Genomic DNA, 14828 nt, shown 5'->3' with positions numbered 1-14828 from the left:
TTCGGACGGGATCGGTTCCAGGGTCGTGCGCGGCGTCCGGCCGCTGGGAGCGCCGTGGCTCCCGGAAGTCGGGGGCGCGCGGCCGGTCAGGGATCGCCTCACCCCTGCCACGCCTCCGGTGCCTCTCCACCGGCGCCGACCGGTGGGAACACGGCCGCCAGCTCCTCGTGCTCCCGTTCCCCCAGCTCCAGTTCCAGCGCCCGCATGGCGGAGTCCAGCTGCCCGGTGTCGCGCGGGCCGATCACGGCCCCGCTGATCCCCGGGCGTGACAGGAGCCAGGACAGGGCCGCCTCGGCCGGGTCCAGGCCCGCGTCCGCGCAGAATCGCTCGTACCGCTCGACCGACTCCCGGAGCCGGGGCAGCATCCGCTGGGCGCGCCCCTGGGCCGACTTGACCGCGGTGCCCTCGGCCAGCTTCCGCAGGGCGCCGCCGAGCATCCCGCCGTGCAGCGGGGACCAGGCGAAGACGCCAAGGCCGTAGGAGCGGGCGGCGGGCAGCACCTCCAGCTCGGCGTGCCGAACGGCCAGGTTGTACAGGCACTGTTCGGTGACGAGGCCCAGGGACCCGCGACGCGCCGCGTGCTCCTGTGCGCCCGCGATGTGCCATCCCGCGAAGTTGGAGGACCCGACGTAGCGGACCTTGCCGCTGGCCACCAGCTGGTCCAGGGCCTGCCAGACCTCCTCCCACCGGGCGGAGCGATCCATCCTGTGCAGCTGGTAGAGGTCGATGTGGTCCACGCCGAGCCGCCGCAGCGACGCCTCGCAGGAGGCGATGATGTGGCGGGCGGAGAGTCCGCGGTCGTTGACCCCCTCCCCCATCGGCTCACCGACCTTGGTCGCCACGAGCACGTCGTCCCGGCGGCCCCGTCGGGACAACCACCGGCCCACGAGTTCCTCCGTGTGCCCCTTGTGGACCCGCCAACCGTAGATGTCGGCCGTGTCCACGCAGTTGACGCCCCGGTCGACGGCCGCGTCCATCAGCCGCCGCGCCTCGTCGTCGGGCACCCGCCCGCTGAAATTGACCGTTCCCAGCCACAGGCGGCTGACCCGGGTCGCGCTGCGCCCCAGCGGTACGTACATCTCTGTCCTCCCGTCTCCGGTCACGCTCGGTCGGCTCCCTTCCCCGCTCCTTCCGGCCCCGTACGGGCCAGTGCGCCGACCACGGCGGCGATCCCGTCCCCGAGCCGCACTCTGGGGCGCCACCCGGTGGCCGCGACGAACGCGGAGGGGTCGGAGTCCGGGGTCCGGAAGTCGCCCGCGTCCGCGTGTTCCGGCGGCTCCACCGGGACCACCGCGACCCGTGGACGTCCGGTGCGCTCGGCCGCGGCCTCGGCGACAGCGCCGAAGACCTCGTCGAGCCGGTGGCCGTGCCCCGTCCCCACGGTCCAGGCGCTCCCGCCCAGCCGGTCGGCGTGCCCCAGCGCGGCGGCCACCGCCGACGCGGCGTCCCGTACGTCGAGGAGGTCCCGTTCGACCGACCCGTCGTGCCACAGCGGGAGCGGCTGCCCGGCCAGCGCCCGGCCGGCCATCGCCGAGACCACGCCCCGCCCGGTGGCGCCGCCCAGCGGGCTGGCGCCGAAGACGGTGCACAGCCGCAGCACCGTCGCGTTGATCCGGCCCTCCGCGTGCGCCGTCAGCAGGACCCGCTCAGCGGCGGCCTTCTGCGCGGCGTAGGTCCCGGGCACGGGCGGCCGCTCGTCTCCTGCCTGGATCGTGCTGGTGAAGACCACCGTGGGTGGACGGGCGGCGTCCCCGGTGCGGCCGAGTGCCGCGACCAGGTCCCAGGCCAGGCCGACGTTGAGGCGCTCGGTGCGTTCGTCGGCCTCGCGCCAGGACCTGTGACCGCCGATGCTCGCCGCCAGGTGCACCACCGCGTCGGCGCCTCCGACCGCCTCGGCCGCCCGTCCCGGCAGGGACAGGTCCGCCCGGCACACCTCCACGTCGGCGACCGGGTCCTTCGGGACCGGGCTCCGTCCGCGGGCCACCAGCCGCAGCCGTACCGGCAGGCGGGCGAGTTCGGCGGTGACGGCGGAGCCGACGAAACCGGAGGCGCCCAGGACGACGATCCGTGGCCGGTGGCCCCGCGCGTCCGCGTACGTCATCGGCGCGCTCACACGGTGTCGAGCTCGGGGAGCGGGAACACCAGCCGTCCGCCGGAGGCGAGGAAGTCCCGTTCCCTCTCGACAAAACCCTTCCGGTAGATCCACGGGAGGACCAGCAGCTGGTCCGGCCGCATCGCCTTGGCCTCCTCCTCGGAGACGATGGGGATGCGCGTGCCGGGGGTGAAGCGCCCCGCCTTCTCGGGGCTGACCTCGCCGACGCAGGGAAGTTCGCGTTCGGTGATCCCGCAGTACTGGAGGATCACGTTGCCCTTGGTCGATGCGCCGTACCCGGCGGTGAGCCGGCCCGCGTCGAGGGAGTCGGCGAGGAAGGAGCGCAGGGCGTCCCGCTGGTGTTCGACCCGCCGCGCGAAGGTCTCGAAGGGGGCCATGGTGTCGATCTTAGCCTGGCTCTCCAGGGCGCGGACGCGGTCCAGCCCATTCTCGTCCACGGTGTGCGGTGACGTGGATCTGGCCAGCGTCACGCAGAGGCTGCCCCCGTAGACGTCGGTGATCTCGGCGCTCAGGACGGTGAGGCCGACTCGCTCAGCCATCCACTCGATCTGCCGCAGCGCGTAGTACTCCAGGTGCTCGTGGCAGACGATGTCGTAGGCGTCGGCCTCCAGCATGGAGGGCAGGTAGCTCTGCTCCATCAGCCAGACCCCGTCGTCGGCGAGGATGTCGCGGACGTCGCGCATGAACGCCAGGGGGTCAGGCAGGTCGTAGAACATCGCGATCGAGGTGACCACCCGGGCGCGTTCGTCTCCGAAGCGCTCGGTGAAGACGTCGCGGGAGAAGTAGTCGACGATCAGCTCGGCGTCGTCGGGGTACCTGTCGCGGAACTTGCCGCCGGTCGGGTCGATACCGACCCGCCGCAGCCCCGCGTCCGGGTAGCTCCTGAGCAGGGTGGCGTCGTTGCTGCCGATGTCGACGACGATGTCGCCGGCGCCGAGTTCGACGCGTCGGCGCACCGACTCGACCTTTCCCCTCAGGTGGTCGACCATGAACGGCCGGATGCCGGAGCGGTAGCCGTAACCCTCCCCGTACATCAGCCCCGGGTCGGGGGTGTGTCGCAGCTGAACCAGCCCGCAGCCCGATGGCGAGCACTTCACCAGCTCCAGGGGGAACTCGGGGACGACCTCCTCCCGACTGCGCGGGAAGACCCCGGTCAGGGCCTGTTCTCCCAGGTCGAGCACCGGGATTAGCTCACGGTTGTCGCAGACGCGGCAAGCAGGGATGATCATGCGGTCCTCTCGGCGGTCGTCGCGCCAGTGGAGCGGCGCTGCTCGCCGAGTCTGCGCCCCGCGCCGGGCGCGGTGCCACGGTTGGCCGGTCACTTTGTCAATTACGGGGTGGGGGCCGCCCGCGCCCGCCCTCCGGAGCCCGCCGCACTATGTCAGATCGGCCTTGTCCGACCCCGGGGCGCCTCGTAGCATCCGTTCCCGGCTTCGGCTGGGGTCCCCCGGACCGTCCGGGGCCGTCCGCACACCTCGGCACCCCACGAAGGGTCTGGCATGGCTCACATCGCATTCTTCATCCTCCCCGTCGCCGGACACGTGAATCCGACCCTGGGGGTGACGGAGGAACTGGTGGCCCGGGGCCACCGGGTGACCTACGCGCTGCCCGAACAGCTCTCCGGCCGGGCGGTCCGGGCCGGGGCCGACGTGGTCACCTACCCCATGGACCACGACCGGTTCATGGCCGACATGGTGCCGCGCCAGGAGGCCGACGAGTACACGGACGAGGACGAGTACCTCCGTGTCCTGGAGTGGCTCCTGGACATGACCGGTGAGACGATGCCCGTGCTGGAGGAGCACTTCGCGGCGGACCTTCCCGACGTGGTCGTCAACGACCCGTCCTCGTTCTGGACCGGTCGGCTGCTGGCGGACCGCTGGGGGGTGCCGGTCATCCGCAGCACCCCCACCTACGCCGCCAACGAGCACTGGGCGCTGCACCCACCGGTGGACTCCAACGAAACGCCGGAGGACCCGCGGCTGCTCGACCTGTTCGGCCGGATCGGCAAGGCGCTCCAGTCACACGGAGCCACCGACGACCTGGGCGCGTTCAGCGACGCCGTCCACGGCGGGCCCGGCCTGTTCTACATGCCCCGGGTCTTCCAGTACGCGGGCGAGACGTTCGACGAGCAGCACCACTTCGTCGGCCCCTGCGCCGCCGGGGTGTCCTTCCACGGGACGTGGAGCCCGCCCGAGGACGGGCGGCCGCTGGTGGTGGTCAGCCTCGGCACGCTCTACAACGAGCGCCCGGAGTTCTTCCGGACCTGTGTCGAGGCGTTCAGGGACCAACCCTGGAACGTCCTCCTCGTGCTGGGCGGCGGCCTGCGTCCGGAGGAGGTCGGACCGGTCCCGGACAATGTGCGGGTGCACGACTTCGTCCCCCTCGGTGACGTGTTCCCGCACACCGACCTGCTGGTCAACCACGGCGGTATGAGCACGGCGATGGAGGCGTTCACCCACCGGGTCCCGATCGTGGCGCTCCCGGTGATGCCCGAACCGCGCGCGACCGCGCGCCGCATCGCCGAGCTCGGCCTCGGCGCCCAACTGCCCATCGGCGAGGTGACGGCCGAACGGCTGCGGGAGACCGCCCTGAGCGTGCTGGGCGACGACGGGGTCCTGGAGCGGATCGACTGGCTGCGCGAGGAGATCCGCCGCGCGGGCGGGCCGTCCGCGGCCGCGGACGCCATCGAGGGACTGCTGCCCTCGGCGGAGTGATCCGCCCACCCGACCGCACCCACCGATCAGCGGGGGCCAAGAATGATCATCACCGAGACCAGCGTCCGGGACGCCTACCGGATCGTTCCGGAGCCGATCCCCGACTCGCGCGGTCGGCTCTACGAGAGCCTGCGCCACGAGTCGCTGCGGGAGGCCACCGGACACGCGGTGGACATCCGCCAGGTCAACCACACCGTGACCCGACGCAACGCGATGCGCGGCATCCACGCCACCACGCTGCCGCCCGGCCAGGGCAAGATCGTCACCTGTGTCCGGGGGGCGGCGCTGACCATGGTCGTGGACCTGCGGGTGGGCTCGCCGACGTTCGGCCACCACGAGGCGGTCGAGCAGGACGCGGAGGCCGGGGTCGCCCTGTACCTGCCGGACGGCCTCGGGCTCGGCTACGTGGCGCGCACCGACGACACCTGCGTCAGTTACCTGTGCACCCGGGAGTACGTGCCGGGCACGATCATCGACGTCGACGCGCTCGACCCCGAGCTGGGTCTCCCATGGGACCTGGCGGAGCCGCCGATCAGGTCCGACCGGGACGCGGCCGCCCCCTCCCTGGCCGAGATCGCCGCCAGCGGTGCGCTGCCCGGCTATGAGGAGTGTCTGCGCTCCTATCCCGTCGGGTGAGGGTGTCGCGGATCCGAATGTCGACATCAACGAAATCAGAAAAGCAGTATCGTCGATAGCCCATCTTGCTATCATCGTTCCCTGGATAGTGAAATCACCGATAACACCCGTGTCGTCCCGAGGACGGCCCCGGATCGGCACGGTGCATCACCGAGGGGAACGACCTTGAGCGCAGAAAAGACCCGCGTCGCCGTCGTCACCGGCGCCTCCCGAGGCATCGGCCGCGCCACCGCCACCGCACTCGCCGCCCGCGGGGACGCCGTCGTCATCGGCTACGCGAACGACACCGCCGAGGCCGACGCCGCCGTCACCGAGATCACCGGAGGCGGCGGCCGGGCGATCGCCGTCCAGGCCGACGTCGCCGACGAGCACGCGGTCGCCGGGCTGTTCGACGAGGCCGAGCGCGCCTTCGGCGGCGTCGACGCGGTCGTGCACGCGGCGGCGCGGATGCGGCTGTCCACGATCGTCGACCTCGACCTCGCCGAGCTCGACGAACTCCACCGCACCAACATCCGCGGCACCTTCGTCATCAACCAACAGGCCGCCCGCCGCGTGCGATCCGGCGGCGCGATCGTGAACTTCTCCACCTCCGTCGTCGGCCTCCAGTTCCCGACCTACGGCGCCTACGCCGCGAGCAAGGGGGCGGTGGAGGCGCTGACGCTGATCCTCGCCCGCGAACTGCGCGGTCGCGACGTGACGGTCAACTCCGTCGCCCCCGGCCCGACCGCGACCGCGCTCTTCCTCGACGGCAAGGACGAGGCCACCATCGAGCGGCTGGCCAACCAGTCGCCGATGGAACGGCTGGGCGACCCCCAGGACATCGCGAACGTCGTCGCCTTCCTCACCGGCCCCGAGGGCCGCTGGGTCAACGGACAGAACGTCCGGACCAACGGCGGCGTCGTCTAGGAGGTCCGGTCACCGAACCGGCCGTGGAGGGCGGCGGCGCCGCGCTGACCGGGCGCCCGGGACAGCACCGCCTTCTGCAGGGCCTCCAGCGGACCCGCCGGGAACCTTCGCAGCCACAGTGTCGACCCCACCAGGAGCAGGACGGACACCGCCGCCCAGAGGCCCATCACCCACCACGGGCCGTACGCCTCGAAACGAGCGGCGAGCCCCAGGCCGAACCCGTAGCACAGCAGCGCGCAGACGACGTTCTGCGTCACGTAGCCGGACATCGCCGTCCGTCCCAGCGAGGAGAACGCCCCGACGACGCGGCCCCGGGGATTCACCCGGTCCAGGATCCAGCCGACGGCGCCGATGTAGCCGAGCGCGACGAGTGGGGCCGCCACGTACCGATCGACGAGGAACAGGTCCGGTCCGGCCAGCGACGTGGCCACGTTCAGCGGCACGCCCACGCCGATCCCCCACACGAGCATGCGCGCCCGGAGGCGGCGGCCGGTGCCGTCGGCGCCGAGGGCCCCGGCCCGGAACAGCCGCACGCCCAGCAGGAACATGAACAGCAGCAGCCCGAAGGTGACGATCGGCTCCAGGCGCAGCAGGAGGAAGTGGTCGATCCGGAAGGCCACCTGGTCGAGGTAACCGCCCTCCGCGTACAGGGCCGCCACACGGTCGGGGACTCCGGTGCCCTCCGGTGGCGTGTCGGCCAGCATGACGGCGGTCACCAGAGCGACGAACGCCAGGTGCAGGGAGAGCGCCGTCCACATCACGGCGCCCCGCGCCCGGTCGGACCGGGTGAGCAGCCAGGCGACCACCACGGACACGGCGGCGTACCCCATGAGCACGTCGGCCGCGAAGACGAGGGTGAAGTGCACCAGGCCCTCGGTGAACAGGAAGAGCGCCCGCCACACGTAGGGTCCCGGCCAGCGTCCGCCCCGCCGTGCCGCCGAGCGGTACTGGATGGCCAGGCCCACCCCGAACAGCAGGGTGAGCATGGACAGGAACTTGCCGTTGGAGACGAGCAGGAAGACGCCCTGGGCCAGGCCGGCGGCCGACGGGTCGGCCAGGTAGGCGCCCATCGGGCTGAGCATGTCGGTCTCGTGGAGCATGACGCCCTCGCCGCCCCGGGCGGTGAAGATCCACACGTTGGTGGCCAGGGTGCCCAGGATGGCGAGCCCGCGCAGGACGTCGAGCAGCGGCATCCTCGTGCCCGGTCCCGCTCGGTCGTCGGCCGGTCGGGTCGGTCGGACGTCACTGGTCATGCCGGTCCCCTTCGTGGTGCTCGGACGCGTGGTCGGGGCTCCCAGGGGCAGTGCGAAGCCGGTCGAGGTAGGTGCGCAGAGAGTCGCGGATCTCCTCCGCCGGGAACTCCCGCGTGGTGACGAGGTGGTGCAGGGTCAGGCCGTCGACGAAGGCCACGAGCCTGGTGGCCTCACCGCGCGCGTCGATCCCCTCCGGCAGGTCCCCGCGTCGCGCGGCGTCCTCGAAACCGTGGGCGATGCCGGCGACGAGGGCCGCGGTCGTGTCCTGGTGCAGGCGCGCCATCTCCGGGTCGGTGAGGGTCGCGGGGAGGAACTCCAGCCAGACGGTCAGCTCCAGACGGCGTTCGTCGTCGAGCGGCAGGAGGGTCTCGGCGAAGCGGTACAGCAGCTCGCGGTAGGTGCCCTTCCCGTCGATCGCGCGGAAGCGCTCCTCGGCGCGCTGGTACATGTGCCGCACCCCGAACCGCAGGAGGTCGGACTTGGTGCGGAAGTAGCGCTGCACCAGCCCCACGGAGACGCCCGCCTCGTCGGCGACGTCCGCGAGGGTCGTCCTGGCCAGCCCGCGGTCCGCCACCGTGCGCATGAGCGCCTCAGCGACCTGGCGCCGCCGTCCTTCGTGGTCCGCTGTCCGTGCCATGAAAAAATATTAGCGACATATTTTTATTCACGCCAGCCCGCCGTCCGCCGGGACGCCCCTGAGGGAACCCGGAGACTCCGACCACTTGACCTCAACTTAACTTGAGGTAAGAGAGTGGGTTCCGCGCCGCGGGAAGCGGCGCCAACCGATCTGAGGAGCGATGACGATGCGTGCGGTCCGAGTCAGGGAGTTCGGCGGCCCCGCGGTACTGGCGACCGAGGAGGTGCCCGACCCCGTCGCGGCCCCCGGGGAGGTCGTGATCGACGTCACCGCCGCCGACATCCTGTTCCTCGACACCCTCCTGCGCCGGGGATGGGGACAGGACTTCTTCCCGGTTCCCCTCCCCTACACGCCCGGTTCCGGGGTGGCCGGGACGGTCTCCTCCGTGGGGGAGGGCGTGGACGCCGCGTGGATCGGGACCCGGGTGATCGCCGAGACCGGACGGGGCAACCCCGGGAGCGGGCAGATCATCCCGACCGACGGCTACGCCGAGCGGACGGCGACCCCCGAGGAGCGGCTCATCCGGGTGCCCGACGGTCTCGACCCGACCCACGCCGTGTCCCTGCTGCACGACGGAGCCATGGCCAAGCTGCTGGAGGGGGCCGCCCGGTTCGAGCCCGGCACCTGGGTCCTGGTCGCGGCGGCCGCGGGCGGCGCGGGCAGCCTGGTCGTCCAGCTGGCGCGTGCCGCGGGGGCGCACGTCGTCGGCGCGGCCCGGGGCGAGCGCAAGCTCGACCTCGTGCGCTCCCTGGGCGCCGACGCGACCGTCGACTACTCGAAGCCGGGCTGGGTCGAGGAGGTGCGCGCGCTCACCGGAGGGGAGGGCGCGCGCGTGGTCCTGGACGGGGCCGGCGGCGATCTGGGCGCGGCGGCCTTCGGCGCCGTCGCCGACGGGGGCCGCTTCATCAGCTACGGAACCGCGTCCGGCTCGTTCGCCGCGGTCGACGAGGAGGAGGCCGAGCGCCGGAAGGTGACGGTCACCGGACTCCTCGACCTGGAGGGCAACTCGCCGTCGCACAAGCGCGAGCTGACCCGGGGCGTCCTGGAGTTGGCCGCGGAGGGGCGCGTCACGCCGAGGATCGGGACCACGCTCCCCCTGGAGCGCGCGGCCGAGGCGCACGCCGGGCTGGAGGAGCGCACGTCCGTCGGGAAGACACTCCTGGTGGTCTGAGGAGCGTGCCTCGGAGCTTCCCTCCGGGGGCTCCCGACCGAGCTCCGGTCCGGGGTGCGCGGCGGCGGACATGGTCTCCCCGTGGACCGTCTCCGCCGCCGAGCCCTACGGTGGGGTCCACCCCCAGCGACCCCCGGGAGCCCCATGCCCAGCCCTCCGATCACGCGCCGTGCTGGCCTCCTCCTCGGCGGCGGGGCCCTGTTCGCGGCGGCCTCCGGTTCCACCGCTCCCGACGACGCCTGGGACGCCGTGGTGGTCGGCGCGGGGATGGCCGGGCTCTCGGCGGCACGCAACCTCGCCGACCACGGGTGGCGGGTGGCGGTGGTGGAGGCGCGCGACCGGATCGGCGGCCAGCTGTACACCGACCACGCGTTCAGCTCCGTCCCGGTGGAGCTGGGCGCCGGGCTCATCCACGGCGCCTCCGTCTCGACCTGGGAACTCGTCGAGCTCACCGGGGCGGCCACCGAGCGCGTGCGCTCCGCGTCGGAGGCCGGCCCCGAGATCGACCTCCGCTCCCCTCCGCGCCCGTACGAGGACGCCGCCGGGTACCTGCGGCGGGTGGGCGTGCCCGAGCACGCCTGGCCCGCGGTGGCGATCGACGGCGAACCGCTGGACCGGTGGAGCGCGGCCTGGATGTACGAGCAGGGCCACTTCGACTGGTGGTCCGCCTCCCGCGAGCACTTCCGGGTGGCCGACGGCTACGACCGGCTCCTCCTCCCGCTCGCCCACGGCCTGCCCGTCGCCCTCGGCGCTCCGGTCCGGCGGGTGCGCTGGTCGCGCGCGGGCGTGGAGCTGGCGGTCGACTTCCCCGACGGTCCCGGCCGGGTGCGCGCCCGCCGGTGTGTGCTCACCCTGCCGATCGGGGTGCTGCGGTCGGGGGACGTCGTCTTCGAGCCGGGGCTCCCGCCCTCCCACCGCGACGCGATCGACGCGCTCGACGGCGCCGTCGTCGCCAAGCTCCTCTACGAGTTCGACCACCGCGTCCTGCCCGAGAACGACGACTCCCTTCCGTGGGACCCCGGGGCGGGGTTCGTCTTCTCCCGTGTGACCGCCGGAGAACCGGAGGTCGTCACTGTGTGGGCCGCCGGTGACCTCGCCAGGGAACTCCTCGCCATGGGCCGGGAGCGGCGGCTGGACACCGGGCTGGACGCCCTACGCCGGGCCGTGGGGGACCGGGGGCTGCGGCCGGCCCGGCGGACCGATCACGACTGGTCCGCCGACCCGTACAGCCGGGGCGCCTACCTCCACGTCCCGCCGGGTGCCCACGACGCCCCGGCCGCGCTGGCCGCACCGGTGGCGGGGGTCCTGTACTTCGCGGGGGAGACGACCACCGGTGAGAACACCGTGGACGGCGCCTACGACCACGGATACGACGCCACCGACGCCCTGCTGGCGGACCCGTAGGCGCGAATCCAACCGACGCGTGCACCTGTGATGCAATATGCGCGGTTCGGGGAGCCGTACGCCCCCGACACAGCCAACGGCACATCGAGACAGGAGGGTGCGCGCAGATGACCAACCGCGCGTACGTGATCGCAGGGTCGGAGGCCACCGGCGGCGCTGGGATCCAGGCCGACCTCAAGGCCTTCCAGGAGCTGGGCGTCTACGGGGTGGGGACGATCACCTGCATCGTCTCCTTCGACCCCGGGAACGGGTGGGGCCACCGCTTCGTCCCCGTCGAACCGGGCGTCATCGCCGACCAGATCGAGGCGGCGACCTCCTGCCACGACCTGGACGTGGTGAAGGTCGGGATGCTCGGCACCCCCGACACCATCGACGTGGTCTCCCGCTCCCTGGCCGCCCGCCCGTGGCGCCACGTGGTGCTCGACCCGGTGCTGATCTGCAAGGGCCAGGAGCCCGGCGCGGCTCTGGACACCGACAAGGCGCTCACCGAGAAGGTCCTGCCCCTGGCCACGGTCATCACGCCGAACCACTTCGAGGCGCGCGCCCTGGCGGGCATGGACCGGATCGACACGGTGGACGACCTGGTCGAGGCGGCGCGGCGCATCCACGCGCTCGGTCCCACCCACGTCGTCGCCAAGGGCGGTGTGGAGCTGCCCGGCCCGGACGCGGTGGATGTGTACTTCGACGGCGAGGAGGTCACGGTCCTGCGCGCGCCGAAGATCGGCGACGAACGGGTGAGCGGTGCGGGCTGCACGTTCGCCGCGGCCATCACCGCCGAACTGGCCAAGGGAGCCGAGGTGGGCTCGGCCGTGGCCACCGCCAAGGGGATGGTCCGCGAGGGGATCGCCCAGCGCCTGACCACGCACGCACCCTTCGCCTCCGTGGTCCCGCTGGCCCCGTAGGTCCGGCGGCCGACGATCGCCTCCGGGCGGGTGGGGACGACGGTCTCCCCCGCCCGGACCGTGTGTGCCGGGGGGACCCGAGGAACACCGCCTAGTCGAGGGTGTCTCCCAGGGACACCAGGAGCTTGCGCAGCAGCACGGCGAGCTGGTCGCGCTCCCCCTCGTCCAGCACCTCCAGGAGCCGCTCCTGGTTGGCCACGTGTCCGCCCACCACCCGGTCGACGATCTCCAGCCCCTCCGGAGCGAGTGTCACCAGCGTCCTCCGCCGGTTCGTCGGGTCGACCTGCCGCGTCACGAACCCCCGGGAGGCCAGCCGGTCCACGCGGTTGGTCATCGCCGCACCGCTCACCATCGTCATGGCCACCAGCTCCTTGGGCGTCAGGGAGTAGGGCTCGCCCGACCGGCGGAGCGTGGCCAGTACGTCGAACTCCCACCGCTCCAGGCCCTCCTCGGCGAGGAACCTCTCGACGGAGCGCCAGAGCAGCGGCGTCGCACGGCCCATCCGGCCGATGATCCCCATGGAGGACACGTCCAGGTCGGGGCGTTCGCGTGCCCACTGGCTGAGGAAAACGTCGACGGCGTCGTTCATCCGGCGATCATAGCCCCGCTCGCTTGACCCGACGGACTCTCGCGACCTAATATTTCGACATCGAAAGGTTCGTTATCGAAAGGTTCGCTATGGAAATGAGAGCACGACCCCCTGTCACCGAGGCGGTCGGGCCCCGGCGCGGCGTCCGCCGCCTCCGGCCGGCCCCCCTGCCCGACGACCTCCCCACCGAACTCCTCGCCTCCGGAACCTCCCGATGACCCGCGGTCGCGTCGCCCTCGACTCCCTACTCACGCTGACCGCCCCGGTGGTGTGGGGCAGTACGTACATCGTCACCACCGAACTCCTGCCGCCCGACCGCCCGCTGCTGGCCGCCGCCATGCGCTCCCTGCCCGCCGGACTGGTCCTCCTCGCCGTCTGCCGCGTCCTGCCGCGCGGTGTGTGGTGGTGGCGCGTCCTCATCCTCGGCGCGCTCAACATGGGCGTCTTCTTCTACCTGCTCTTCGTCGCCGCCTACCTCCTGCCCGGCGGCGTCGCGGCCCTGGTCATGTCCGTCCAGCCGATGCTGGTGCTCGTCCTGGCCGCACTGGTCCTCGGCAACCGTGTCAGGCCGGTCCACGTTCTGGCCTGCGTGCTGGGCGTCGTCGGCGTGGGCCTGCTCGTCGTCGGACCGGAGGCGGAGCTGAATCCGTGGGGTGTCCTGGCCGGGATCGCGGCCGCCGCCTGCATGGCGACCGGGATCGTGCTCACCAAGCACTGGGGGCGTCCCCAGGGGGTGGGCGTCCTGGCGATGACCGGATGGCAGCTCACCGCGGCCGGACTCCTCCTGGCACCGGCCACCCTGGTCGTGGAGGGGCTGCCCACCCAGATCACCGGGCCCAACCTCACCGGGTTCGCCTACCTCAGTCTGGTCGGCGCCCTGTTGGCCTACTCCCTGTGGCTACGCGGCCTCGACCGCCTGCCCGCGGTGACCGTGTCCTTCCTGTCCTTCGGCAGCCCGTTGGCCGCGACGGTCCTGGGCTGGGCGGTCCTCGGCGAGGCCCTGACCCCGGTCCAGCTGGCCGGGGCCCTGATCGCGGTGGCGGCGGTGTCCGTCGTCCAGGTCGTCGCGCCTCGGGGCGGCCCGGCTCGGAGCGCGGGCCACCGGGAGGGCGCACCCCGCGAGGAGGCAGCCCTCGGAACCAGGGGGTGAGGCGCCGGAACACGACTCATGCGCACGGGTTCGGGTGGTGGCCTTCGAGAACCGTTTTCCCGTCACCGCCGTCGGAGCACACGGCGAGGCCACCGGCGCGGCGCCGGTGGCCTCGAAAAGCGTCGGACGAGGCGGCCGCTCAGGCGGCTCCCCCGGGTTTCCTGGCGTACATGCCGTCGGCCAGGTAGACGATGACGGCCGCGACCAGCACCTGGACGATCAGCACCCACCACCACATGGACGAGATGAGGTTGGCGAGGAAACCGCCGACGAAGGCGGCCACGATGCCCAGGAGCAGGGTCAGCCATATCGGCAGGTGCTGCTTGCCGGGGACGACGAGTCGGCCCAACGCACCGATGATCAGACCGACGACGATCGCGCTGATGATTCCGGTGATCTCCACGGGTCCCTCCCTGGTCGACGCCCTTACCCTCGTTCCCACTGGTCAGCCGATGGACACCGCGCGCACGCCGACGGGGGCAACCCTTGGCGGGACCTTGCCCGAGGCGTGGGCCGCGCGTGGCCGGATCCAGCCCGTGTCCGGCGTGTCCCCTTCTGCCGTCGGCAGAAGCGCGCCCGGCCCCTCCCCCGCCCCGCGCGCGCGGCGTACGCTCGGAGTCGGAGCAGCGCCGCACGCCCCCGGGAGGCACCGATGACCGACACCGTCCTTCGCTCCCTGGACGAGGCCCGCCGGGGTCCCCGACCGGAGACGCGTGGGGAGCCCGCGGAGCGCGGTGAGCCGCTCATGCGCGACCTCATCGGCGACCTGCTGCGACGCACTCGGACCGAGCAGGGGCGAACGCTCCGGGACGTCGCCGAGGACGCCCAGGTCTCGCTCCCCTACCTGTCGGAGATCGAACGGGGCCGCAAGGAGGCCTCCTCCGAGGTACTCGCCGCGGTGTACCGCTCCCTGGGCCTGAGCCTCACCGACGTCCTCGCCGAGCTGTACCAGAGCACCGTCCTGACGACCCCGTTCCGGACCGGCACCGGCCTGGGCGACTTCCGTCGGGCCGGCGCGACCGCCGTTCCCGCGCCCGCGCACGGGGCTCAGGTCATGTCCCTGGCCGCCTGAGCGGCACCGCCTCCGGATCAGCGGAAACGGTCGCCGTGCACCGCGGCCGGGCCGTCGGGCCGGGCGGCGAGGCCCCGGCCCGCCTCGGCCGACCGGTCGAAGCCCATGATCCGCGCCCGGTCCGCGACGAAGGAGGCCGGGTCCGTGGGGGACGGGGCGTCGGTCGAGTCGCGAAAATCGTTCATCGCCACGGAAACGTCGCCCGCCTCCGGGCGTTCCCGTGCCCGCGAGAGTGCGCCCATGTAGCTCCCCCTCCCCCGGCGGCGTGTCGGAAGAGTCCG

The 14828-nt window shown here is 72.6% G+C and carries 16 protein-coding genes; 8 read left to right on the top strand and 8 right to left on the bottom strand.

All coding sequences use genetic code 11. From position 1 onward, the window contains the following. Nucleotides 1-98: 98 nt before the first annotated feature. Genes KIK06_RS25735 through KIK06_RS25725 form a run of 3 tightly spaced genes read right to left on the bottom strand, consistent with a single transcriptional unit; the run spans nucleotide 99 to nucleotide 3342 of the window. Entirely contained in the window at nucleotides 99-1079 is a 981-nt protein-coding gene (locus KIK06_RS25735) for an aldo/keto reductase (protein ID WP_017600734.1), read from the bottom strand. A gap of 20 nt (nucleotides 1080-1099) precedes the next feature. Beyond that, nucleotides 1100-2101 carry an NAD-dependent epimerase/dehydratase family protein gene (locus KIK06_RS25730; protein ID WP_268645464.1) on the bottom strand — a complete coding sequence of 334 codons (1002 nt, stop codon included), beginning with the start codon at nucleotides 2099-2101 and terminating at the stop codon, nucleotides 1100-1102. An 8-nt stretch (nucleotides 2102-2109) separates the two neighbouring features. Beyond that, nucleotides 2110-3342 (bottom strand): class I SAM-dependent methyltransferase, encoded by a 1233-nt coding sequence (locus KIK06_RS25725; RefSeq protein WP_026127986.1) that lies wholly within the window; start codon nucleotides 3340-3342, stop codon nucleotides 2110-2112. 270 nt (nucleotides 3343-3612) lie between these two features. Here KIK06_RS25725 and KIK06_RS25720 point away from each other — a divergent pair, with 270 nt between their 5' ends. The 3 genes from KIK06_RS25720 to KIK06_RS25710 all read left to right on the top strand — a co-directional run bounded on the left by KIK06_RS25720 (nucleotide 3613) and on the right by KIK06_RS25710 (nucleotide 6369). Beyond that, nucleotides 3613-4827, top strand: a complete 1215-nt coding sequence (locus KIK06_RS25720; protein WP_268645463.1) for a macrolide family glycosyltransferase — start codon at nucleotides 3613-3615, stop codon at nucleotides 4825-4827. Nucleotides 4828-4869: 42 nt separating this feature from the next. Further along, nucleotides 4870-5463 (top strand): dTDP-4-dehydrorhamnose 3,5-epimerase family protein, encoded by a 594-nt coding sequence (locus KIK06_RS25715; protein ID WP_268645462.1) that lies wholly within the window; start codon nucleotides 4870-4872, stop codon nucleotides 5461-5463. Nucleotides 5464-5628: 165 nt separating this feature from the next. After that, the gene (locus KIK06_RS25710) at nucleotides 5629-6369 is read left to right on the top strand and encodes an SDR family oxidoreductase (protein ID WP_268645461.1); all 741 of its coding nucleotides are present in this window, start codon (nucleotides 5629-5631) and stop codon (nucleotides 6367-6369) included. Here KIK06_RS25710 and KIK06_RS25705 read toward each other — a convergent pair. Together KIK06_RS25705 and KIK06_RS25700 are read right to left on the bottom strand one after the other, a co-directional pair. Next, on the bottom strand, nucleotides 6366-7622 hold the full coding sequence (locus KIK06_RS25705; RefSeq protein ID WP_268645460.1) for a DUF418 domain-containing protein: 1257 nt from the start codon (nucleotides 7620-7622) through the stop codon (nucleotides 6366-6368). The genes KIK06_RS25710 and KIK06_RS25705 overlap by 4 nt on opposite strands. Further along, nucleotides 7612-8259, bottom strand: coding sequence for a TetR/AcrR family transcriptional regulator (locus tag KIK06_RS25700; RefSeq protein ID WP_026127987.1), 648 nt, complete (start codon nucleotides 8257-8259; stop codon nucleotides 7612-7614). The genes KIK06_RS25705 and KIK06_RS25700 overlap by 11 nt, the downstream gene beginning before the upstream one ends. 166 nt (nucleotides 8260-8425) lie before the next feature. Between KIK06_RS25700 and KIK06_RS25695 the strand changes: the two genes are divergently transcribed. From KIK06_RS25695 to thiD, 3 genes are all read left to right on the top strand, one after another. Then, on the top strand, nucleotides 8426-9430 hold the full coding sequence (locus KIK06_RS25695; protein WP_268645459.1) for a zinc-binding dehydrogenase: 1005 nt from the start codon (nucleotides 8426-8428) through the stop codon (nucleotides 9428-9430). A 144-nt stretch (nucleotides 9431-9574) separates the two neighbouring features. Further along, nucleotides 9575-10834 (top strand): flavin monoamine oxidase family protein, encoded by a 1260-nt coding sequence (locus tag KIK06_RS25690; RefSeq protein ID WP_268645458.1) that lies wholly within the window; start codon nucleotides 9575-9577, stop codon nucleotides 10832-10834. Between the two features lie 107 nt (nucleotides 10835-10941). After that, a complete protein-coding gene (gene thiD / locus KIK06_RS25685; protein ID WP_268645457.1) occupies nucleotides 10942-11736 on the top strand; it encodes a bifunctional hydroxymethylpyrimidine kinase/phosphomethylpyrimidine kinase in 795 nt (264 codons plus the stop codon). Between the two features lie 91 nt (nucleotides 11737-11827). On the opposite strand, the gene KIK06_RS25680 is transcribed toward thiD, so the two are convergent. Next, on the bottom strand, nucleotides 11828-12325 hold the full coding sequence (locus tag KIK06_RS25680) for a MarR family winged helix-turn-helix transcriptional regulator (protein ID WP_017600745.1): 498 nt from the start codon (nucleotides 12323-12325) through the stop codon (nucleotides 11828-11830). Nucleotides 12326-12539: 214 nt separating this feature from the next. On the opposite strand from KIK06_RS25680, the gene KIK06_RS25675 reads away from it, so the two are divergent. After that, nucleotides 12540-13475, top strand: coding sequence for an EamA family transporter (locus KIK06_RS25675; RefSeq protein ID WP_268645456.1), 936 nt, complete (start codon nucleotides 12540-12542; stop codon nucleotides 13473-13475). A gap of 139 nt (nucleotides 13476-13614) precedes the next feature. On the opposite strand, the gene KIK06_RS25670 is transcribed toward KIK06_RS25675, so the two are convergent. Continuing rightward, a complete protein-coding gene (locus KIK06_RS25670) occupies nucleotides 13615-13878 on the bottom strand; it encodes a GlsB/YeaQ/YmgE family stress response membrane protein (RefSeq protein ID WP_268645455.1) in 264 nt (87 codons plus the stop codon). A 249-nt stretch (nucleotides 13879-14127) separates the two neighbouring features. On the opposite strand from KIK06_RS25670, the gene KIK06_RS25665 reads away from it, so the two are divergent. Next, entirely contained in the window at nucleotides 14128-14547 is a 420-nt protein-coding gene (locus KIK06_RS25665) for a helix-turn-helix domain-containing protein (RefSeq protein ID WP_017600748.1), read from the top strand. Nucleotides 14548-14564: 17 nt separating this feature from the next. On the opposite strand, the gene KIK06_RS25660 is transcribed toward KIK06_RS25665, so the two are convergent. Then, on the bottom strand, nucleotides 14565-14789 hold the full coding sequence (locus KIK06_RS25660) for a hypothetical protein (RefSeq protein ID WP_268645454.1): 225 nt from the start codon (nucleotides 14787-14789) through the stop codon (nucleotides 14565-14567). Between the last annotated feature and the right edge of the window lie 39 nt (nucleotides 14790-14828).

The organism is Nocardiopsis sp. EMB25 (assembly GCF_026797795.1).
Classification (GTDB): Bacteria; Actinomycetota; Actinomycetes; order Streptosporangiales; family Streptosporangiaceae; genus Nocardiopsis; species Nocardiopsis lucentensis.
This window is presented reverse-complemented; position numbering and strand designations above follow the sequence as displayed.